Source organism: Butyrivibrio sp. AD3002 (genome assembly GCF_000420905.1).
Taxonomy (GTDB): domain Bacteria; phylum Bacillota; class Clostridia; order Lachnospirales; family Lachnospiraceae; genus Butyrivibrio.
In genome coordinates this window covers 227,647-250,918 of record NZ_ATVV01000003.1, presented here as the reverse complement: position 1 = coordinate 250,918, position 23,272 = coordinate 227,647, and the positions used below count along the sequence as shown (strand labels likewise).

The window sequence follows — 23,272 nt, the reverse complement described above, 5'->3', positions numbered from 1 at the left end:
GGGTAATCGATTTTCGTGAGGGGCTACCTTCGTGAGGGTCTTTTATGAGGGTTGCTCGTGAGGGGCAAACTTGAGGGGCTGGTTTGAGGGTTATTCGTGAGGGTTTTACCTAAAAAAATAAGAAACAGGATTGATCATCAACGTGTTTGTTGGTTAATCCTGTTTCTTTTTTGAAGGATCATTGTCCTTCTTTCTCCCTTCTCGTATGATACTTTTTGCGGAAAATACATCAAAGAAGGAGGATACATGAATAGTATCACAGATTTATTAGACCTTGAAGATGGCGACCTCTGTATCACAGGAACCCAGATTCAAGGTCACACTAAAACTCTCACCATTGAAACAAAGCCCGTAGCTCATTATTGCCCTAACTGTGGCTACAGGATGTATTCAAGAGGTGTCAAAAAACGAAAGGTCAATCATCCTATTCTTCAGGATAGCTACTCACTTGTAATTATTCTGAAACAAAGAAGATGGCGCTGTACAAATCCTGAATGCCTTTATGACATCAGTGAAAACTTCAAGTTCGTTAACAAACGCCGCCGTACTTCAAACGCTACAGATATGTTGATTGTTAGCGCCTACAGAGATCTTATGGAAACATCCGTCTCTATTGCCAGGAAATTTCATGTTTCAGATTCTCATGCTCACGAAGTCTTCGACAGATATGTGAAGCTTGACCGTCTGCCGCTGACAGATGCTGTCTCCATTGATGAAGTCTGCATAGATATGGATGAACACTGCAAGTATGCCCTGGTCATACAGGACTTCCATACTGGAGATCCAATCGACCTGCTACGCAGCAGAAGAAACGATGTCACTGAGCCCTATTTTTCAGCAATTCCGATAGAAGAACGATTAGCTGTAAAATATCTGATCTCTGACATGTACAAGCCATATATCGCCTATGTAGAGAAATATTTCCCCAATGCAATCCCTGTTGTGGATTCCTTTCATGTGATTCAATGGATAACCCGCCTGATAGACAATTATATCCGTCAGCTGATAAAGAAGTACCGTCAGCGTGACCGCGAACTTCAGGACAAGCTTTCTATTGAACGTCATGAACCAGTCTCTCTTCCGGTCTCTGACGAGGTATACATTCTGCAGAAGTACCGGTGGTTAATCCTGTCCAATCTATCAAATATCCGTTACCATCATGATCTTCGTATGGATCCACATTTCCACAGGCTTATGAACACATTTGATTATGAAGACGCTCTATTCAGAATAGATCCCAACCTTCAAGAATTCAGGGATCTTAAAGAAAAGTATGTGCAGTTCAATTCACGCAACAGCGGCAATCCTCATTCAGCAAGACTGGAAATAGCTGTGCTGATAAAAGAATACAGAAGTTCCCGGCATGATATATTCCGCGATTTTGCCTCACTTCTTGAAAAATTTGAAGATCCCATAATCAATTCTTTCATAATGGTTGAAAAAATGGGAAATGGAAAAATCTATGACAGCAGGCTTTCCAACGGTCCTATTGAATCAATAAACAGGAAAATAAAGGATCTGAAGCGCATGGGCAGAGGCTTCAGAAACTTTGAACACTTCCGCAATAGGTTTCTGTATTCAACCAGATCCGCTCCTATACTTAACGGAGTATCGGATTATAACCCTGTCGTTTACTTTGAAGAAGATGAATTTTAGGAGGACTAACAAATGCTTGATTATTGTGCTTTCAGTAAAGACCATAAATGTATCAAATGGGAGGATTATCAGATAATGCTTCAGGAGATAGAAGAAGCAGACTCACTTTGCCATGGCAACTGGATAGAGATAGAAAAGCAATACAACTACATCCTGGAGCTGCAGGCAATCCTTGATGAACATGGAATTGATTATCCTATTTTACTGTAACTTATTAGAGGGTCTGGAATCATAACTCCAGACCCTCAAGTTTGCCCCTCATGAATGACCCTCACGAACGCCCCTCACGAATAACCCTCACGAACTCCACTAAAAAAAGGGCCAGCCCCTCACGACTGACCCTCATTAACTTTGGGAAACCCTCACGAAAATCGATTACCCAATAAAAGACCGCATAGTTAAAGCCAGGAAAGCATAATTGCTTTTCCTGGCTTTATTCTTGATTTTCTCAAAATCTGTTTCATCTCTTTATCTTGCCGCTGGATGTTTTTTCAAACTCCTGATTTCTAAAATCAATACCATATATTCTTTTATATATCGGAAGTTTCTTATTTAATTCAGAAATATATTCTTTTATATCTTCTCTATTTGCTTCATCACAGAAAATCTCAATACAAATTCTGTCATTCTTATCGAACACCTTACATTCCTTCACAAAAGAACATGCATAAACTAGTTGCTCAAGCTCTTCAGGGCTAACATTTTCACCACCGGATAATATGATTAGATTTTTCTTTCTTCCGGTGATATAAATGTATCCATCCTCGTCTATGTATCCAAGATCTCCTGTATGAAGGACACCATCTATAAGGCTATTCTTCGTTTCCTCCTCGTCCTTATAATACCCCTGCATGACTCCCGGACTTCTGACGCAGATTTCATCATCAATTATCATAACATCAACCATAGCATCTGCACGGCCTACTGATCTCAAATGATTTTTACAGTCAAAATTGAAGCTAATATTTCCGCAGGTTTCGCTCATACCATAAAACTGACCAAAGCTAATTCCATTTTGCAAAAACACTTCAACTGTATCAAAATCAACAGGTGCGCCTGCCGTTACGACCAATTTGGCATGTCCAAGCCTTTCTATATGTCCTCTCTTGATTGTTTTTTTCCATAGTTTTAACGCCGCAGGCGTTACTACTGCGCTATCTATCTGTTCGTTTTCCAAATCCATAAGTATATTGGCCGGATTTACGCTAAGATATGTAGTACATCCATTCTCAATATTAGTAATCCACCCAAGTATTCCTCCAATATGGTAGAAAGGAAAATTAGTGTACACCTTAAGCCCATCACAACTATCAAATGGTGAATTTGAGTCAAACATCGTTTTGGGATATTTAAAAATATTGCCTGCTGTAAGCATTACACCTTTGGGTTTACCAGTCGTACCGGAGGTAAATATCAATAGCGAAGTGTGATCTTGCTCTGTATCACTAAAATCGGTCAATTCAACATACCCTGTCTTATCAGAAAGAAGTTCCGCCTTTTTAACTATATTCACTCCCAAGTGACTAAACTCTGATGCATTTTCATCTTCAACTATCAAATCCGTAATATCTGCTTTTTCTATCTCATAGCATATATTCTCAACACTTTCACGTTTATTGAGTGGAACGACAACTGTTCTACAAAATAATAAAGCTCCCAGTATTACCAAGTATTCGTATGAAGTATCCAGATAAAGACCAACTCTCTTTTCAGGCATCTTACCAATACTTTTTTCAAGAGCTGCTGCACATATCCCCATATCTTTATAAAAATCCAAATAGGATATATATCTTGAGTCATCTCCATTCAAAAGCTTAAACGCACACCTATCACTATACTGTTTACATAAGCCTATAAAATTTACCATCTGTGTTATTTCCTTAAATTACGACAATTCATGGTGAGACCAATCCATTGCATTTACAATTGCAGCGCGTTCCTCTGTTGGCTTTTTCCTTGCTCTGATTTCTTTACAGGGAGTGCCAACATAAACAGTCCATGGCTTAAGCTCACCCTTAACAAGCGAATTAGCTCCTACAAACGCGCCTTCTCGTATAATAGTTCCCGGTAATATGGTGCAATTTGCTCCGATATATGCATCATCTTCGATTATTACATCGCCGTAGCTTATTTTTCCTGCATCTCCGGGTAAATGTTCAATCGAATAATATCCATCAAACTCATATGTAGATGTAAGCACCTTCGTACCGGGTCCCAGGAATACCCTATGCCCTATATCTGTCTTTGCGCCACCTTCTATAAGTACATTCCAGGTGAGTGTCGAATATTTTCCAATTCGCAGTTTTTCACCAGCATCGATAAATACAAAATCAAATAACTGGCAATTATCCTCCAGTACAGCATTTCCCGGATGAATCATCTTACATAAAGGATAAAGTCTTGCGTTTTCACCGCAAAATGCTAACTTGTCCCGCAGATTTTCACCCATGAAGTCAGTTCCATCAATATGTGCTTCTTTCATTTTTCCACCCTCATAGAAATAATATTTTTAGTTTTACAGTTACAAATAATTAAAATCTTCCCAGTTCACGCTCTTTCTTCATATCTTCAAGCATTTCAAGATATGAATACTTGGGTTCATATCCAAGCTCATCTACAGCTTCTTTAATATCCATTATGTATTGAGGTGCATTCGGCTTTTCAGGACAAAAAACAAGTTCTGATTTCTTTTCTCCTCCAAAAACATCTCTCATTCCCTCAATCTGCTTAAGAAGCGGTGTTCCGATTCCTGTACCGACATTATAAAATCCTGTCTCTCTGTCTACAAAACAAGCCTTAAAGAACATTTGGCAAAGATCCTTAACATATACCATATCCTTTTGTCTTGTAGGATCTCCCCAGACTTCTATTGTTTCACCTGCCGTAGCCTGATCAATAAGGATTCTGTGCATCATCTTATGAGGCACACCCTTTACACTATATTGATCATTTGTATTCCACAGATAAATATGCGGTAGTCTAAACGTAAAGGTCTTAATCTTATAGAATTCATGCACGCATCTAAGGAGTTCTTTGGTCGCATTCTGCGTTACGCAATAAACTGAATGATAGTTATCGTAATCAAAATACGGTTCATCATCCACATGCAAAACCAGTTGCTTTTCACCTCTTTTTACAATATCAATAAAACTTTTTGCATATAAAATTCTATCAGCCTTAACTCTTACCGCATAATCAAAGATTTTGTACGAACCCAATACATTGGTTTCAACATACACGATTGGCTTATATCCGACCATTCTTGCCGGCATAGGGCCTATCATGTCTATTACTGCATAGACATCCTCTGTAGGAAGTTTGGAGTACTCTTCCTCGTCATTGATGTTCATGGTTATAGTTTTTATCATTTTCTTAACTGTTGGATGTTCAACGAGGTCAACACCTATTATCTCGTATTCATCACTACAGTTCTGGAGGAAATACTCAGCAAGATAACCGCCCATATTTCCGGAAACACCAAAAATAAGTATTTTTTTCACTCTTCTATCTCCTGTCGGCAAGCATTAAATCATCACAAATCAAAATCATGAGCTTCTTATTGTTTTTTAGAAGCAACAAGTTCTTCCAAATCCTTAACTGTCGTAATTGATAATAATTCCTTTTCATCAATTTTAATTGAGTATTCTTTTTCAATCTTAGAAATGATAGACATTATCTCAAGGGAGGATAAATCCAATGTATCCATAAATTCGCTCTCTTCAGTAATTTCCTCTTTATCAATGTCAGCAACATCCTCAATTACATCAGCAATAACATCAAAAATTTCACTCATATAATCTTTCCCTTTCTTTCATTTACCAGATAAAATGTCTTAGTCTATATCTAAGCATACCAAATTTATTGTTACTGTCAAAAAAAAGTTTCTTCTTAATTAGAGCTTTTTCGCTTTTATTAAATGCTGAACGATTTTTTTTGTATTTATCCCATTCATATTTTCTTCTGGAGTCAAAATTAACAGACAATCCCATGTTATGTGCAAGTACTTCTAAGTCCTTAAGCCCATCAAGATAGTTTAATAAGCTCTCGCTACTGTAAGTGTCATTTTTTGATGACCAGGATCCGGAATCCGTGGTCAACACATACCTATATGCTGATACATACTCACCTGAATTATATAGTTTTCCTCTTGAAAGCATGGCTAGAACAAGGTGCCTGTCAATAAAACGGGACATATCATATCCCGATTCCTTTAAATCCTTTAAGATTCCAACAAACGAGCTTTGTCTATACAAAGAAGTAGCAGTCTGTCCGGGAAGCAGGTATTCTTCAAACTCTTTAACAGTGTAATATCCACCCTGTTTCATAAACCCGCTGTACTTTTCTCTATCCGGTTGGCGCACTTCATCCTGGTCAACTATCATACATAAGCCAAAGCATGCTTCGTGATCCGGATGCGTATCTAAAAAATCAACCTGCTTTTGCAATTTGTCACAATCAATCCAATAATCATCGCCTTCGATAAGAGCTATATATTCACCCTTTGTACGCATAATAAGGTCCAGGGAGTTCTCAGTCATCCCCAAATTTGTTTCTCTTATAAACGGAATGATTTTATCCGGATATTTATTTGCATATTCTCTAACAATTTCAGCGGTATTGTCTGTTGAACAATCCTCACCTATAAGCACTTCATAATCAAAATTCACATTTTGAGACAGGATACTGTCTAGTGAATGTCTGATATATTTCTCATGATTATAGGTTGCAACGACAACGCTTACTTTGAGATTTTGTTTTGACATTCTTTTCCCACACTCTTAAATCTTATGAAAGTAATTTCTTAGAATTCATCCATAAGTTTTTGAATATCGCTTTCTCCGATTACCTCAACTTTTTTATTGGCCAATCTATAAACTCTATCGCACATTGTAAGAACTGTTGGTCTATGAGTAGTAAGAATTACCGTTTTCTTAGGATCCTTAATCATAATATTATTAAGAACCTTTCGCTCAGTAGCAACGTCTAGCGCTGATGTAGCTTCATCCAAAAGAAGAATCGGTGCATCCTTTAGAAGCGCTCTAGCAATAGACAATCTCTGATTTTGTCCTTCCGAAAAACCAAGACCACTTTCTCCAAGCATATGATTTAATCCGTCCGGAAGTCTTTCAATAAAATCATAAATGCACGCTGTTTCAAGTGCTTCCTTTATTTCTTCGTCTGTAGCATCTTGTTTTACCAGTTTCATATTTTCCAGGATACTTCCCGCCATCATAGTATTACCCTGAGGAACATAGGAAATAAGTGATCTGGTCTGCTTACCAAGTTTGAGGCTTTCTATTCCGTTTGATGCAAGCACTTTACCCTTAAGTGCTGTAACTATTCCAAGAATAATTCTGAGCATTGTTGTCTTACCCTCTCCGGAAGGTCCAACAAGTGCAATTATTTCGCCGGGATTAGCCTCAAGGGTAGCACCTTCAAATACAGAATATCCATTCTTATACTTGAAATACATATCTTCAATCAAAACAGATACACCATTTTCTGCTTTTTTTGAAAAGTTTTCGATTAAATCCGAGTCAATCTCCTCAACCTCATCCGGTAAGAAAAGAAGCATTTTTACTCGACTATAAGATGCCATATATTCCATAATATCAGGAATCATTTTCAGTAATTCCTTTAATGACATTCCAATCTGAAATGCAAGGAATCCCAGAACAGAAAGTGATCCAAAAGAAATAACCCCTGTATGAACTCTGTAAAACATCCAGCTTATACAAATTCCTGCGGCCAAAATGCCGGCAAAGAAAGATATTGCCCATGAGCACAGTGAATATTTATTTGATCTTAAATCAGCTTTTTTTCTCGTGTTTTCCAGCTCAATCATTCTGTCATAAAACAGATTGCCAATACCAAAAGCCTTAACTGCCTGAATATTATTAAAAGTCTCCTTATTGTACGAAGTAATCCTGGATTCAATCTCTTTTATCTCTTTATGAGATCTGTATATCTTTCCCATAAATATTCTTGATGTAATTAGCATAATAGGCGCTACTGCTATAACAACAAGAATCATACTGTAATCAAGAAATATAATATATAATCCCGCACAACTTATAAGTGTAAGTTTCGAAATCATAGATGGAACAAGTCCACTTGTGTTAAGCGCAACAACCTTGATATCCGATGAGAGTCTTGTAATCAGATCACCAGAATGATAATCAGTCAAATCCTGCCAGGAAGAATCCATGATTTTCCTATATGCCAGAAGCTCAAGGTCATTATACATACCATTAAAGTTCTTTGCTGCTATTCGTCCGCAAACCAGACTGATTATTATATTAATCACATATAGTACGAAAAACAGAACGCCTTTAAACGCAAGGGTCTGCACATTATCTTCCAGCGCAAGATCTACAAGGTTACCTATCTGACTAGTAAGAACAATTGCATACAGTGACTGAAAAATCAGGCAAAAAATGTAAATATAAAGTTTCCATTTGAAGTTTTCCAGTGTTTTCAGGGCCCAATGAAGTGTTCTGAAAATATCTGCGAAAATCTGAAGTTTCTCCTTTTTTATAGGCAACGCCATTACTATAAATCTCCTGCTTCAAAAAACTAATAACAAACAAAAATTACTTCAAAAACTCAATTATCAAATCACAAATATGATCAACTTTTTCAAGTTCTAGTTCTGCATACATAGGAAGAGTAAGAACCTGTTCTGATTGCTTTTGTGCTATAGGGGTATCCCCTCTGTATTCCTTATCCTTGTAGCAGTCAAACTGACTTGTCAAAGGGTAAAAATACTTTCTTGAATATATATTATTGGAGGCAAGGTATGTATAAACGTCATCCCTTCCCATTCCACAAATATCTTTATCAATAAATATAGGACAATATGAATAATTTCTTTTTATATCACTGCGGTATGGTGAAAGCATTCTCACTCCATCCAATTCCGCAAGCCTTGATGCGTAACGTTCATAGACTATTTTCCGTTTTTCAATATTCTCTGCAAAATGCTCAAGGTTGCATAATCCCATGGCAGCTTCGAATTCATTCATCTTTGCATTGGCACCGGTAAAAGAAACCTGTTCTTCTCCCATAATTCCAAAGTTTTCAAGCTGGTATAGTCTCATGGCTCGTTTAACATCACTTAAGACAACACATCCGCCCTCAATTGTATTAAATGCTTTTGTTGCATGAAAAGAGAACATAGAAGCATCTCCATATGCAGCTATGCCCTTCTCTCCAATTCTTACTCCAAAAGCATGGGCCGCATCGTAAATGACTTTTAGCCCATGCTTTTGTGCAATTCTTTCTATTTCTTCTACATTGCAGGGAAATCCGTACACATGAACCGGAACAATTGCAACAGTCTTATCAGTGATAAGCTCCTCAATTTTCTCCGTATCCATTGTACAGTCTTCTTCCCTGATATCACAAAATACCGGAGTACATCCGTTTCTAACAATAGCGTGTGTTGTGGAAGCGAAGGTATATGGTGTTGTTATTATCTCACCCTTCAGTTCAAATGCCTGTATTGCAAGCTCAAGTCCCATATGACCATTACAACTGGGTAAACAAATATTAACTCCCAAGAAATCTGTAAGCCTTTCCCTGAATTCTTCGTGGAGCGGCCCCATATTAGTGAGAATACCCTTATCCCATATCCTCTTCAAATAATCCACATATTCGTCAAGTGGAGGTAGCGAAGGCTTTGTTACAAAAATTCCTTCTCTCGTTTCAACGAATTTATTACTGCTCATTTCTTTCCTCTTTTTTATACTGCGAGTCCAACACTCTCTACATCACCGACCTTCACAGCATAACCTTTACGGCTATATTCAAAAGGACAAGTCATATTTTCGCCGGACTCTGAAATAACTTCCAAATTACTATTTATAATATTAAGACATTTGTCATAGTCTTCACCTTTGCATGAGAAAAGAATAAATCCAAAAATCATGCGCATAGCTGTATCAGGTTCAACAACATGTCCCACCTGCTTAACCTGCTGAATCTGTATTCCGGGAATCTGTTCCTTAATCTTGTCAATTCCCTTTATCTCTTTGATTGTTCCGGGATTGAGCCAGAATGCGTATGAATACATCTGCATAGCAGCTTTTGCATTGCAAGGCTGGTTCTTCTTTTCCTCGAGAACTGTATCAAGCATAGTATTGCAAAGAAGATCCTCGAAAGGATACTTTCCACCCGGAAGTCTGTAGTTCATCTCTATAATTGCAAATCTTTTACTATCAGTTAAAAACTGGAGACCACAAATACCTTCCTTACAGCCGATCTTTGTAAGCATTTTATCAATATTGGGTTTGTAACTTTCAAAAAGCTTTATATGCTTTGAAGGAAGGAATCCAAATACTCTTCTCTGGCCATTGCGATATTCTTTTACATCATCGCCGCAGCCGGCAAGCTCACAAACACCATTTTTTACAACAACGATGTAGCCTGCAAGTTCTCCCTCAATGTACTCCTCAACAACAACCTTATGCTTATCAGACTTCTCATAAGCATCCTTATAGCCCTCAATAAGTTCCTGCTCATTGTAGCAGATATGAAGTCCAATACTTGAGCAACCATCTACAGGCTTTACAACTACAGGATACTTAATCTTCTTAATATTCTCTTTTTTAAGCTCAATATCAAGTTTATAATCCATAGGAACTTCCATTCCGCACTCAGCGCAGACTTTCTTGAATTCAGCCTTGTCATTTACGATTGCCAATGTCTCATCTTCTGCATAAAAATGAAGACCAAGTCTCTTACAAAGTTCCTTGTTAGCCTCTATACAGGTCTCTCCCGCACCTGCAAGAACTGCTGTTACGCCTTCTTCTCTGCACTTCTTCTCAAGTGCATCGATGTCAACTACGCTGATATCCCATGCTTCATCAGCCATACCCTTTTCAGGTGACTTCTCAACAGGAAGGTTATCCGTAACAATTGTGTATACGCCTCTCTCCTTCGCATGTTTAATCATCTCATCTACATGACAGTTGTTTCCCAAGAATAACAATTTTTCCATACCAATGTTCTCCTCTTCTTTTGAATTATATATAGTTCCAAATTTGAACGCTTAAAATTTTAAGCTCAATTTGCGTATTTACGCCCCCTCTATTTATGTAAACATGTCGTTTGCCACAATTATCCCCCAAATTAGTAATTGCTTTTGGCATTTATGTCCTTCTCCACCCTTTAAAGACATTCTTTAGACATGCTTTATAGTATTTTTGCTTTGTATTATAGTCCTCCTTTATTTTCTGTCTAATCTTATCTGTGTCCTCTTTAGAGAACGTACCCATATTAGCATATAATTTATTCAGTTCATAGGTCCTTCTTTCATCAAAATTAAGTTCAAACCCAAGAGCCGAAGCAATTTTCTCCATCTGCTTCATACCGTCAAGATATTGCATAACCGGCTTAATTCCATAGTAATCATTTTGAGAAGACCATGATCCCGACTCCTTATTAGTGACGTGCCTGTAAGCTGCTACATCCTCCCCCAGGTTGTACATCTTACCTATTGCCATCATACACAAGACCTGCCCTCGATCTATCTGCATTATCTGAGTAGCATCTTTTAGCTGGCTAAGTTTTTGCTGAAGTTGTCCATATACAACTTTTCTATACATCGAAGTCGCTGTCTGTCCCGGAAGTATATATTGTTCAAATTCCCTTATAGTAAAATCACCTTTTTCCCTTTTAAAGGCGTTATAATCTTCCTTTTCAGGATGACGAACATCATTTTCATCAACAATAATACATTTACCAAAACATGCAACATAATCGGGATGAGAATCAAGAAAGTCTACCTGTTTCTGTAATTTGTTATCATCAATCCAGTAATCGTCGCCTTCGATGAAAGCTATATACTCTCCCTTAGCATGAGTCATGAGTTCCGGAATATTTGCATACATGCCAAGATTTTTCTCTCTAAAATATGGAACAATAATATCCGGATACTTTTCAGCATATTCCTTAACTATTTTCGCCGTTCCATCATTAGAACAATCCTCTCCAACGAGAGCCTCAAATTTAAAGTTTACGTTCTGAGTTACTATGCTCTCCAACGTATGTCCTATGTACTTTTCCTGATTATAGGTAGCAACTATTACACTTACTTTAACATTGTTGCTTTCCATATTTTTATCCCTTCAATATTAAAACACAATCAACATCCATGTATATACTTAACGAGCCCATCTACAAGATCCGGATTTCTTTCATAAGAAATCTTTCTGGCAAAAAAAGCATCTGATTTTTCAAGTTCAGTCAAATCATCCAAAGAATATTCATAAGGGGTTCCCCTTATCCAGTCAATTGACCTAAGACTATTATTTGAAACTCTATCCGCAAACCCGGAGTTCATGGCTAAAGTAGGTATAAAAAACTCATCTGCCCCATCTGTAAGCCAATACATTTTTAAAACTTGTCTTTTCATAGACAAAACAAAGCATGCAAAATCATGCGTAATACTAAACCACTGATTTCCTTTATAAAAAGTAATATCCTTATACTTTTTTGTCCTGTCTACTTTATGTTTCTCTTGAAACTCTTTAATATTAGTCTGCCAATAGGCCAATTTTCTTTGGATTTTCTTTCTAAAGCCCGGCCCTTCATTATCTGCTTTTCCAACATATTTCAGTAGCGGATAATAATATTTGATTTTCTCCATAAAGAACCTGCCTGAATCGCCATCCTTATAATGCTCAATAAACTCCAGATTTTTATCATCCAAATAATTATGAATAAAATCCTGGCTCTTAAGTGGAAAATCAACTCCGGAAACCAGGTGATAATAGTTATAGTTTCCTTTTGTTGCCTCCTCAAGCATACCAATTTCACATTTTACTATACTTAGTGTCCCCCAGTAAATACTTCTTTTTTTGACAAAGAATATTTTGGAATACCGTACACATGCTAAAAACTGTTTTTCATCAACATTTTTAACTTTTTTGTCAATATGCAAATATATATCATTTCGCACATCATCAAGCTCCACTAAAAGCTTCTTCAACATATTGAATTCATTATGTGCCATAATCAAATATGCATGTTTTTTCATATAGTAACCTAAATTTTACAACTTACTTTAATAAGGCATTTTCCATTTCTGTAATACCGGTCTATGCCTCAAACTTCTATAGAAATTATATGTTGTAAGCATAATTCTCCCAAATAACGGAAATCCCTTAAAGTTCCAAATTATAAACATATGATACTTTAGCTTAATATCTCTGATATCTTTGTTGCAAGTTAAAAGATACTCATCTTTCCCGCATAAAAAATCATCAAATCTCTCAATAAAAAATGATGAGTCTTCAGACTGTTTCAGAGCCTTAATTACATCATTCGGAGTATACCCAACGTATGTCTGTTCCATAAGTTTAAAACACATAAGAGAAAACTTTTTAGCAAAAGCAGTATTATTTGTTAACTCTATGTAATGATAGACATCTTCAAGCAGCTTTATGTTTTCAGAAATTCTAACAGAAAGAGTATTCAATTGTCCCATAGCGGAATTTTCCGTAATGATATACCTAATTGCTCTGAGTGCTATGCATGTAATTTTTTCTGCATGCATTAAATATTTCAGATTAAAAGCAAGATCTTCTCCCCTTTTACAATTTTCCGGAAAAATAATGCCATTGTCCCTTATAATATCTGATTTATAAAGCTTAGACCACACTTCATATCCAACCCGGTATGGCAATAACTCATTAAGCGCAAACTCAATTCTTTCATTGTCTGATGAAAAAAAACTGTTACCAACCGTAAAGTCAAAATTGCTCAGTTTATCCCCATTTTCTTTCCATCTTGAATATTGTGCGGACACCCAATCAGATTTTGTTTCATGCATGGCATCTACCATAATCCGAATAGCGTCCTTCTCTACAACATCATCTGCATCAAGAAAAAAGACATACTCTCCCGTAACCATATCAAGTGCCACATTTCTGGCAGAAGATACCCCACCATTATCCTTATGAACAGGAATTATTCTCGAATCTCCAAGAGATATTTTTTTGATTATGTTATATGTATCATCTTGAGATCCATCGTCAATGACGATTATCTGCAAATCCTCATAAGCCTGTGAACAAATTGAATCAAGACACCTCTCTATGTTTTTTCCCGCATTATATGCAGGAATAATTACTGATACCATTTTTTATACGATTACCTCTTCAAAGCTCTCATAACCATCCTCAAGCGTAAACTGTGTCAGTATCTCCGCTATCTGTTCCTTGGTACAGAACATCATTATGTCAATAATAGAGAGATTAGGAACAAACTCTTTTCCACCAAGCTGTGTATAGGTAATGTCTTCACGCGCCTTTAAAAACTTAAGGCCAAGTCCATTTTCGCGGAAAAACTTCTGACAATATAGTTTTGTCCCTCCAATAGCATTGTAATATTCAGTCGCCCCTCTATTCTTGCAGGACTCAACAACATAATGTTCTCTCTTATATGTTCCATCCAAAATCACATCTTTTGATGCCAGGTAAATCGGAGTTTTAATTCCAAGCTCAGCGGCAGTTTTCCTTATGGCATTTTCCAAGAAAACCGCTATGTTTTTCCCTTCATCAGTTAGACCAAATTCAAGAATATTTTTTACATGCTCATAGACACTCTCAAAGTTAGGTGCCTTTGCATAAGCACTTTGAATAGTATTAAGCATCTTAATCAGTTCATTCTCGTCGAATGCAATTTCTGTTTCATTAATCAACTTATTCTGCGAGGGCTTATGAACCGGAATTCTAAAATATTGAGCCTCCCCGTTCATTAAAATCTGATTTCTGTTGATATATCCCTGCTTCATATAATTCAAATTGTCTGCAATAACATATTCATCAACCGCATTCATAAGCTGCCAGTAGCCTATATACGGAAAAAAATATGGCTGATGAATTCCAAGTTTCATTGGTTTTCCCTCCCTGAATAAAGTCCATATTGTCTTAATTGTAACGAATCATTTAAAAAAGCTTGTAGAATATCTCCGGTTTAAACTTAAAAAGGCAGTACTTAATTCTCTGCTTTTCGGACAAGTATTTTTTGTAGCCATCGTACAAAAGCCGGTATTTTTTGTATGATTCAGCTTTCATTGACTCATTCCCATGCCTGTAAAACTGAACAAGCTTTAACAGCGCCCATTTTAGGACAGAATTAGCAAATTCAATATCATTATTATCTAAAGCTTTTTGCATTCTCTCTTCGTAGGCATCAACAGCATCAAGATGTCTCAAATCATTTCTATTCTCAGAACCGGTTATTCCCTCATCGTTGACACGATAAATATAATTTCTATGTGGAATATATACGGCCTTACTAAATGAGTAAATAAAATTGTTTATCATAAATTCATCTTCATGAATTTTGCCTTCTTTATACCTTAAGTCTTTGATGAGGTCTTTTTTATATATCTTGTTCCATGCGACTACCATTTCAACATATTCTCTTGAAAGAGGGTCAATCAGTAATTGCCTGCACTCCTTATCAGACAGAATCATTTGCTCTGTACCTAATCGATCACGTTCGGCCAGTCTGGCAGACTCTATATCGCAAAAAGCAAAATCAGCACCTGTATTTTCCAATGCATCTATAAAGTCTTCAATAAAAGCTTTTTTTACTGAATCATCAGAGTCCACAAAACTTATATAATCGCCCTTAGCAATTTCCAGCCCACTGTTTCTGGCTGCAGAGAGTCCCCCATTTGGTCGATGAACAACCTTTATTCTGCTATCTTTTGTCGCCCACTTATCACAGAGCATCCCGCATGAATCAGTTGAGCCATCATCGACTAATATAATTTCAATGTTCTCATATGACTGTACAATAACCGATTCTACGCACTCATCCAAATATTTTTCAACGTTATAAACAGGTATAATTATTGATACCAGTTTATTGCTGCCTGTTCTCAAAAAAAATCTCCTTTGAATAAAAATGCTTTATCCCTTCAATGCTTGATAGAAATAGCGAAAGAAGTAGAATATTTCATAATTCCCTGTTCGAAGGCATAGATACCTGAAAGTAGATATTTTTTTAGCTTTTCGAACCTCCAGCAACATTTCCCTAAATTCTTTGCTTCTTAATTCTTTATTAAGGTCCCTTTTTGCGCAGGAAAATGGTGACTCACCTTTATGCATTTTATATATAGCAGTGAGTCTATTTGTCCAATCATAAATAAACAGCGATTTTAATACCACTATGTTATCGGCTGTTACTTCTTTCTGATCTTGTTCCCATGCAATAAACCTTCTATATATCTGCTTAGTATTTGTAAGATCATCCGAATGATATTTAACAGACAACCCGTCATCTTTTCTTTTTATATAGTAATAAAGCGGAAGATTGATCATTCCCAGATATCCTTCGGATTGTTCTAAGTAATCGATATTAAACTTAAGATCTTCTCCAACACTTATCTTTTCATCAAATATAATTCCGGATTTCTTAATAATTTCAAGATCATAACATTTGTTTGTAACAAAATTGAATAATTTAAGCCACGCAAGAGTAGCTGCATAATTTCTGGTCAGCAGATAGTTTTCTCCTCTTACATAGCCACGTCCCGACTCAAGAATATACTCCTTGTCATTCACTCGTTTGTTATAATAATTTCTAAAAATCATGCCACAGGTAACAAAAGATACTTTCTTGTCAGACCATTGGTCGTAAGCTTCCATGTATTTTTGTATCAGATTCTCAAAAGGACAATCATCATCATCCATAAATACAATGTAGTCACCCTTTGCTTCAGTAATACCGGTATTTCTTGCAGATGACACCCCTCTGTTTGATGTAGATATAACTCTAATGCGTTCATCTTTTGACGCATATTCGCTACAAATTTTTACAACAGAATCTGTAGATCCGTCATCTATAATTATTATTTCTATATTTTTATATGTCTGTTTAATAAGCGACTTTATACTATCCGCTATATACTTTGAGCCATTATATGTTGGCATCACAATTGAAACTAGTTTATTCTCATCCATGGCTTAATATCTAATACACTCCCACAATAATAATGACATCGCTTTTCCAACCCCCATTATATCGGGTGTTTTCCATTTGTTAATACTCTCCTTATACGCTTGTGTCATTTTTTTCTTTATTTTTTTATCATCTGTATTTCTGTATATATACTTAATTCCATCCAATAATGAAATCAAACTATGCTGAATAAGATCATCTTCCTTATTTTGCTCAAAAAACAATACTCTTTCCTTTAAGGCATCAATGTAATAATGGCTTCTATCACTTATCTTCTCGCCCATAATGCCACTATTTCTTTGATAATAGTAATAGTATGGCACAGGCGTAAACGATACTATTTTTGCCTTATAAATAAGCTTGTACGTTGTTGCTTCATCTTCATGGAGAACTCCAATCGGAAATCTTACAGCATCAAATAAATGCTTTTTATATAGCTTATTCCAGGCTACAGTACATATATTATTGGTTCTCATCATTTGAATAACTGCTTCATGCCCGCTCCACATACCGCAGTTTTCGTTGGTAAACAATTCTTCTTTGTCACCTGTAAGCATTATTCCACAAGCAACAATATCTGCATGATCTCTATACATTTTTGTGACCATACTCTTGATAGCATCCGTATTTAAGTAATCGTCACTATCGCAGAAAAACACTAAATCTCCGGTCATTATTTCAAGCCCGGAATTCCTGGCAGCTGACAAGCCTTGATTTTGTTGATGAACCACTTTAATTCTTTGATCCTTCTGGGCAAAAGCATCGCAAAGCATACCTGAAGAATCTGTTGAACCATCATCAACAAGTATAATCTCCAATTGGGTATATGATTGGTTTATCAGAGAATTTACACACCTATCAAGATATTGTTCAACATTATAAACAGGAACTATGACCGAAACAGTTGTATTTTCACATTTCTCCGAAATAACATCAACAAAGTTTTCATAATAATTTTCTATATTAAAATCAGCAATCTTTTTCGAACGAATTAAGCCTTTCTGAGCAATAGTTCTTCTATATTCATAGTCCAAAGATAATCTGCCAAGTGCTTTTTCAAGATCATCCAAAAAGGATGTCCCTCTGTCAATTATAACTGCTCCATCATCCAATATTTCCGGTAAAGCTCCAGAATTTGTCGTAATTAATGGTATTCCTCGAGAAATTGTTTCAAGTGCCACAAGTCCAAATGGTTCCATATTTTGGGTTGGCATTACCACTACATCATAATCATAATATTTCTGTAGTATTTCCTCCGAGGATATCATCTTTAGACAGTGAATATTATCTTTATTCTTTTCAGCATACTTTATTACTGTTTTTTCATAATGAGTTTTTTTATCGGAAAAGCCTATTATGTCTAGCCCATATTCCTTTCTCTCACTAATATCAAGTCTATCAATATATTGGCTAAAGGCAATAACAAGTTCCTTAACACCTTTATCCGGAATGATTCTACCCGAATACAAAAACTTTGTTGCTTTCTCCGTTTCATCTTTCTTAATACGATTGTTCTGATTTACACCGTTATATAAAACATTTACAACCGCATTTTTATCGCAACATAGTATTTCGTCCTTAATATAATTACTAACAGCAATAAATTGGACTCCCGCTTTTACCAATTCTCTAATATACTGAGGGCTTCTATATACGTCTACACAATTATGCATATGAAAAAAAACGGGAATTTCATATTTTCCTCTGCAAAAATTTACTATCTCAATTGCTGTAGACATCAAATTTTGTACAATAACAGCACTATAATTCTCTTCAAGTTCATTAGTCCTTTCAATAAACAAATCCAGGACCTTTTTATCCAAAAGCCTTTTCGAATTTGATCCAATTCTTCTATAAATAGCATCTGTCTTATTATCAACAAATGCGATAATGGGAGATCTGTCAACATACAAAAGATGCGTGCTATTATATTTTATTTCTTTGCTATTTTCATCCTTAATGCAATATAAATCAATTATGAATTGATTCTTTTTCTCATTTTCCTCGATAATCCTGGTAATAAGCCCCTCAACAGCCCCTCCTTTTGTTGCAGGAACCGGCAATATGCAAGGAGTTATTATAGCAATTCTTTCCATAATAAAACCCTAAAAGGGCTACTTTTATTTGTTATCCAAATAAAAAAGCAGCCCCAACTATCACTTTAGCTCATTTTCTTCATAAAATGCTTGATGTAAATAAATAATGCAAGCAGTGCCCCAACACCAGCCAAAACTCTTCCTCCCCACAGAAGAGCAACGTTCGAAGTATATCCATTATTTGATGTAATTTCAGGACTAACGGTTACACTAAATGATCCTAAATCTGTCTGCAAGCGTTCTCCGGTGACGTCTGTATAAACAAGTTTAACTTTTACTTCCTGATCTCCTGCTTTAGTAAAAGTAACATTATAGTCCTTAGTATAGCTTTTACCGGCATATACTGTATCTAATCTTATCCGCTTACTATCATCTGATACAAAACCATCAATTATCAACTGAGCGTCTGTAATGTTACCATTAGACTTGTTTATATACTCGATATTAAGCAGTGATTTTCCATTAAGTACAGCGTGCGCATTGATATCTAAACTCTTTACAATAAGACTTTTACCACTTGATGTAGTTATAACCATTGTCGAAGTGTTGGAAAGAGTTTTTCCAAGACTAAGATAGTCAAACTTACAAGTAAAATCGGCCACATCGCTATCAAGTTTAGAGCTAACAGTTATCGGAATTGATATTGTTTTATTTTCTCCGGGAAGGATAGTCCCTACAAAAAACTGATTATCTGTTCCATATTTAGGATAAATCATGCCTGACGCACTAGACATGGTAATTACAACATTCTCTGCACTTGCTGCAGAACTTATATTATGAAGAGTAAGGTTTACTGTAAGATCATTCCCCGGCTCTAATAGCCCTCCATCAATTGTGTAACTATCAACCCCAATATATGCAACAGTTGAATCTGCAGTTATCTCCTGCTCAGTTTGGCCTGCAACTGCAGGACCATCAGTAGCCGTGGAAATATCACCATTCTCAGCATCCCCATCATTTCCAATTATGTTTTGCGTGGGATCAATTATATTTCCGGTGGTATCCGCAGGTTGAGGTGCAACCTCCTCTGTTACATCTGTCCCCAGTTGGATTCCTGCCCCTGTGGCACCAACAACAAATCTTGTATTGGCACTTATAAGCGCAACTGAACCTATGCACAGTACAAATGCCTTTATTCCAGCATATCTATTCTTCATAGTTCTAATATCCTTATCTTTTTTTCCTTTTGTCTTTTATCATTTTTTTAACATATCTTTCATTTTGGAAATAATCATAATCTTCATGATATGCTGTATATTGTTCCATATCTGTTCTATTTATAATTGTTCCTATCAGATTGGCCTTTGTTTCTTTCAATGCATTTGCAGCCTTAATTAACCCCTTCTTGCTTGTAGCACCAACAGCCGATACTAAGATAGTTGCATCTGCGCTAACCGCAATCACTTCTGCATCCATGGCAGAATTAATTGCAGGCATATCATAAATGATAAAGTCATAGTCATTTGCAAGTTCTTCCCTTGCAACGTTCATTTTATTTGAACACAAAAGCCTAACAGGGTTGTCAATCAGCTCTCCACAGGGAATATATGTTAGATTCTCGGTAGTTGTATCATACTTAATCCTCCCGATTGGTGCCTTATCCATAAGATAATCTGAAAGCCCTACCGTAGCATTCTCATTAAGTCTTTTGTATCTGTTCTTTTTTCTCATGTCGCCATCAATCAGTACGGTCTTCCACCCTGATTCAGCAAGCGCAGCAGCAAGATTGATCGCCACAGTAGTTGTTCCGTTACCTGCCTCACATCCACAAACAACAAAACTTCTATATCCATTTTGTTTCTTTAAAATATGAAGGTTCATGACTGCTTCATCAAAAGCATCCTTCAATATATAATTATCACTTTTATAAATATCTAACTTTTTCAAAATAGCCCCTCCTTACTCCTTATACTCAGGAATGATACCAATTACAGGCAGGCTGTTTCCAATTGTAGCCTCTCTAACGGTTCGTACATTTTTATCAAGAATTTCAAAAAGAATCACCCCAAATGATGATAATGCGAATCCGACCATCATCGCAATTATTCTCTTTTTCCAAGCAGATTTATTGGCATCATGAGCCATATAATATGTATAGGCATTATCCAGCACTTTAACTGAATCCGCACGTAGTATATTAGCCATCTCAATAGTATATGCTTGAGCCATGGCATCAGCCATAGCCATTGATAAATCCGGATCAGACGTTCTTGCTGTAAACGAGATAATAGTTGCAGAATTAGCCTTTGCCAAAGCTGAAGAAAGCGAATTTGTATCCTGCGATGAGTATACGGATATACTGTTCTGAATATCGGATGTCTCCACATCACTTCTTCCAAGAATAAGTGCTGCTCTTTGACATACCTTATAGGACTTTGCCACATCCATATATGCATTCATGGCAGTTACAGCATTTGCCGCATCTGAATAAGAATTCACCGCTGATGCATATACTGTAGCTTTAGCTCCAAAAGTATCATTTCCCTTATCCAAGGTAACACCTAATCCTACTAAGAAAAACAACAGTGTTATTATTGCTATGAACTTTATATTTTTTTTAAGCGCATTTATACATCTAAAAATATCAATCTCTATTTCATTTTTATACATTATTATTCCTTCCCAACTGTGACTAAATTGAACAAAAAACACAAATTCACACAAAATCTATGAAATTATATCATCAAAAAAAGGGATTGTATACTGATATTTTCATAGAGAATCTTCTTTTTCAGATAGGTTTTTTGTATAATTTGATTATTTTACAATTCCATGTTAAAAATGTTACAATATTGTTACATAGTTGTTTTTATACACTAGGTAATATAAATGCAGTGTCAATATTTTTTCGTAATCTATTTTTACTTACATGGAGGACTACCTACTAATGGTTAAGAGATTATATTTAAGGTCACTATCTATTTTTATTACGCCTATCATTCTGGTTTCTTTAATGGGGCACCCCCTACACTCTTACGCCAGTAATACCCTAACCAGCAGCAAAGATGTCGAAATACCGGAGGAATTAGCCAATGATCCTGTCTATTGTTCAATGAATACTCCTTCAGAATCTGTTTCCGACGAAATGATTCGCGCCTGGCGTGATTACGGACACATAATCCATGATGATATTCCATCATCAGCTGAATACTTACTCAACTTCGGTGCTATCGAAGAAACCACTAAAACCACTCTCCCCGATCAATTTACTGTCTACCTCGGAAAAATGAAAATGTTCGCTTACTCAATCTCCCAAAAAAGGTGGATCACCATAGACTCTCAGCCTTATCCAACAGGTATATACATCTATACTCTTCCGTGGACAACTACAACAGCAACAAAATGCAAGGATGTAACCTATTACGACAACTATGCAAAGGTTGAATTGACTAAAAAGGATCTCCAGGGAAATTGTCTACACTTTTGGGGCAGATCTGTTCCTCTGCTCAAAGACGATTATCTATACTATGCTGCATGTTACGATGTATGGATAAGTGGAAATGCTGTAGGAACTTTAACCGCATCCGGGGGTATTGACACTAAAGATTCTACCGGCAGAAACACCTTAACCCAACTTTATTCTTCACGTGGATATAGTGGCGCAACATACAAAAAAACCGTTTGGGGAACAAATATTCCGAACGATGAATATCAAAAGTGTAATTCACAAATGCTAAACTTATTGTATTCATCCGACTCTGCTTATTCAGGTTCAAATACTTCTTCCAAATCCGAAAGCACAAACAAGTCATCTAATGCCAATAAGTCAAATGGAAAGAAGAGCAATTCTCAAAAAAGTGAGAATGATAAGAAAAGTTCTCAGAAAACAGACACTGAAACAACACCTTCAAACAAAGAAGGCACCAGTAAAACTCCCGACAAAGCTGCTGACAAATCAAATGATGAGAAAACAACTGATGAAAAAACATCATCTGAAATAGAGATTCCAGGCGAATCATTTACTGAACAGTCAGCTGCCACAGAATCGTCCGCAGAATCTTCCACAGATGTAGTGACGACGCCTTCGGTAGAATCAAATAACCGGGATGCAAGTACAGACGAAAATAATAAGACCTATTACAAGCTTCGTGCACCTAAAATAAAACTTTTATCAGCAAAAAATAAATCAATAGACGTCAAATGGCAAAAGAGCTCACAGTCCATTTCCGGTTACGAAGTCCAATACAGTACAAAACAAAAGATAAGCAAAAAAGCAAAAAAAGTACGTATAAAAGGGAAAAAACATACTTCAACAGTCATTTCAACGCTAATACCAAATACTTTTTATTTTATACGTGTCCGTTCCTATAAAAAAATTGGTAGTAAGACTGTATACTCAAAGTGGAACAAGCAACAATATATTAAAACAAAAAAATAAATGTTAAAACCCAGAAAGGCCTCATATCTTTCTGGGTTTATCTTTTATTAAAACTTGCTATAGTTTTATATCGGCATTTTTTTCAGCAATAATCAACAAATAATACTCTACCCTATAGGCCAAAATGTATAACACACATTTTGGTTTTTTTTATTATCTTTAT

21 protein-coding genes are annotated in these 23,272 nt (G+C 36.2%); 3 read left to right on the top strand and 18 right to left on the bottom strand.

Going from position 1 to position 23,272, the window contains the following annotated elements; translation table 11 throughout:
• The first annotated feature begins 246 nt into the window (after nt 1–246).
• The gene (locus G596_RS20895) at nt 247–1,656 is read left to right on the top strand and encodes an ISL3 family transposase (protein ID WP_022760461.1); all 1,410 of its coding nucleotides are present in this window, start codon (nt 247–249) and stop codon (nt 1,654–1,656) included.
• A 12-nt stretch (nt 1,657–1,668) separates the two neighbouring features.
• Nucleotides 1,669–1,866 carry a mobility-associated LCxxNW protein gene (locus tag G596_RS0104505; RefSeq protein ID WP_022760460.1) on the top strand — a complete coding sequence of 66 codons (198 nt, stop codon included), beginning with the start codon at nt 1,669–1,671 and terminating at the stop codon, nt 1,864–1,866.
• 250 nt (nt 1,867–2,116) lie between these two features.
• Here the strand turns inward: G596_RS0104505 and G596_RS23490 are convergent, their stop codons facing one another.
• The 18 genes from G596_RS23490 to G596_RS0104410 form a co-directional block, all read right to left on the bottom strand.
• The gene (locus tag G596_RS23490; RefSeq protein ID WP_022760649.1) at nt 2,117–3,523 is read right to left on the bottom strand and encodes a class I adenylate-forming enzyme family protein; all 1,407 of its coding nucleotides are present in this window, start codon (nt 3,521–3,523) and stop codon (nt 2,117–2,119) included.
• Between the two features lie 18 nt (nt 3,524–3,541).
• Nucleotides 3,542–4,138, bottom strand: a complete 597-nt coding sequence (locus tag G596_RS0104495; RefSeq protein ID WP_022760648.1) for an acyltransferase — start codon at nt 4,136–4,138, stop codon at nt 3,542–3,544.
• Nucleotides 4,139–4,187: 49 nt separating this feature from the next.
• The gene (locus G596_RS0104490) at nt 4,188–5,156 is read right to left on the bottom strand and encodes an NAD-dependent epimerase/dehydratase family protein (protein WP_022760647.1); all 969 of its coding nucleotides are present in this window, start codon (nt 5,154–5,156) and stop codon (nt 4,188–4,190) included.
• 56 nt (nt 5,157–5,212) lie between these two features.
• Complete coding sequence (locus G596_RS0104485; protein WP_022760646.1) at nt 5,213–5,449, bottom strand: acyl carrier protein; 237 nt, start codon at nt 5,447–5,449, stop codon at nt 5,213–5,215.
• Between the two features lie 22 nt (nt 5,450–5,471).
• Nucleotides 5,472–6,419, bottom strand: coding sequence for a glycosyltransferase (locus G596_RS23485; RefSeq protein WP_022760645.1), 948 nt, complete (start codon nt 6,417–6,419; stop codon nt 5,472–5,474).
• Nucleotides 6,420–6,457: 38 nt separating this feature from the next.
• Entirely contained in the window at nt 6,458–8,206 is a 1,749-nt protein-coding gene (locus G596_RS20880; protein WP_022760644.1) for an ABC transporter ATP-binding protein, read from the bottom strand.
• A 43-nt stretch (nt 8,207–8,249) separates the two neighbouring features.
• Nucleotides 8,250–9,386 carry a DegT/DnrJ/EryC1/StrS family aminotransferase gene (locus tag G596_RS0104470; protein ID WP_022760643.1) on the bottom strand — a complete coding sequence of 379 codons (1,137 nt, stop codon included), beginning with the start codon at nt 9,384–9,386 and terminating at the stop codon, nt 8,250–8,252.
• A gap of 14 nt (nt 9,387–9,400) precedes the next feature.
• Complete coding sequence (locus tag G596_RS0104465) at nt 9,401–10,657, bottom strand: ATP-binding protein (protein ID WP_022760642.1); 1,257 nt, start codon at nt 10,655–10,657, stop codon at nt 9,401–9,403.
• 151 nt (nt 10,658–10,808) lie between these two features.
• On the bottom strand, nt 10,809–11,774 hold the full coding sequence (locus G596_RS23480; RefSeq protein WP_022760640.1) for a glycosyltransferase family 2 protein: 966 nt from the start codon (nt 11,772–11,774) through the stop codon (nt 10,809–10,811).
• Between the two features lie 29 nt (nt 11,775–11,803).
• Complete coding sequence (locus tag G596_RS0104450; protein ID WP_044927839.1) at nt 11,804–12,673, bottom strand: beta-1,6-N-acetylglucosaminyltransferase; 870 nt, start codon at nt 12,671–12,673, stop codon at nt 11,804–11,806.
• Between the two features lie 51 nt (nt 12,674–12,724).
• On the bottom strand, nt 12,725–13,801 hold the full coding sequence (locus G596_RS0104445) for a glycosyltransferase family 2 protein (RefSeq protein WP_022760638.1): 1,077 nt from the start codon (nt 13,799–13,801) through the stop codon (nt 12,725–12,727).
• A gap of 3 nt (nt 13,802–13,804) precedes the next feature.
• Complete coding sequence (locus G596_RS0104440; protein ID WP_022760637.1) at nt 13,805–14,557, bottom strand: WbqC family protein; 753 nt, start codon at nt 14,555–14,557, stop codon at nt 13,805–13,807.
• Nucleotides 14,558–14,609: 52 nt separating this feature from the next.
• Complete coding sequence (locus G596_RS20870) at nt 14,610–15,557, bottom strand: glycosyltransferase family 2 protein (RefSeq protein WP_022760636.1); 948 nt, start codon at nt 15,555–15,557, stop codon at nt 14,610–14,612.
• Between the two features lie 27 nt (nt 15,558–15,584).
• Nucleotides 15,585–16,637, bottom strand: coding sequence for a glycosyltransferase family 2 protein (locus G596_RS0104430; protein ID WP_022760635.1), 1,053 nt, complete (start codon nt 16,635–16,637; stop codon nt 15,585–15,587).
• 3 nt (nt 16,638–16,640) lie between these two features.
• Nucleotides 16,641–18,731, bottom strand: coding sequence for a glycosyltransferase (locus G596_RS23475; RefSeq protein WP_022760634.1), 2,091 nt, complete (start codon nt 18,729–18,731; stop codon nt 16,641–16,643).
• A 65-nt stretch (nt 18,732–18,796) separates the two neighbouring features.
• Nucleotides 18,797–19,888, bottom strand: a complete 1,092-nt coding sequence (locus G596_RS0104420; protein WP_022760633.1) for a hypothetical protein — start codon at nt 19,886–19,888, stop codon at nt 18,797–18,799.
• Nucleotides 19,889–19,901: 13 nt separating this feature from the next.
• Complete coding sequence (locus tag G596_RS0104415) at nt 19,902–20,618, bottom strand: CpsD/CapB family tyrosine-protein kinase (RefSeq protein ID WP_022760632.1); 717 nt, start codon at nt 20,616–20,618, stop codon at nt 19,902–19,904.
• A 12-nt stretch (nt 20,619–20,630) separates the two neighbouring features.
• Complete coding sequence (locus G596_RS0104410; RefSeq protein WP_022760631.1) at nt 20,631–21,341, bottom strand: Wzz/FepE/Etk N-terminal domain-containing protein; 711 nt, start codon at nt 21,339–21,341, stop codon at nt 20,631–20,633.
• 277 nt (nt 21,342–21,618) lie between these two features.
• On the opposite strand from G596_RS0104410, the gene G596_RS0104405 reads away from it, so the two are divergent.
• On the top strand, nt 21,619–23,109 hold the full coding sequence (locus G596_RS0104405; protein WP_022760630.1) for a fibronectin type III domain-containing protein: 1,491 nt from the start codon (nt 21,619–21,621) through the stop codon (nt 23,107–23,109).
• Nucleotides 23,110–23,272 lie beyond the last annotated feature (163 nt).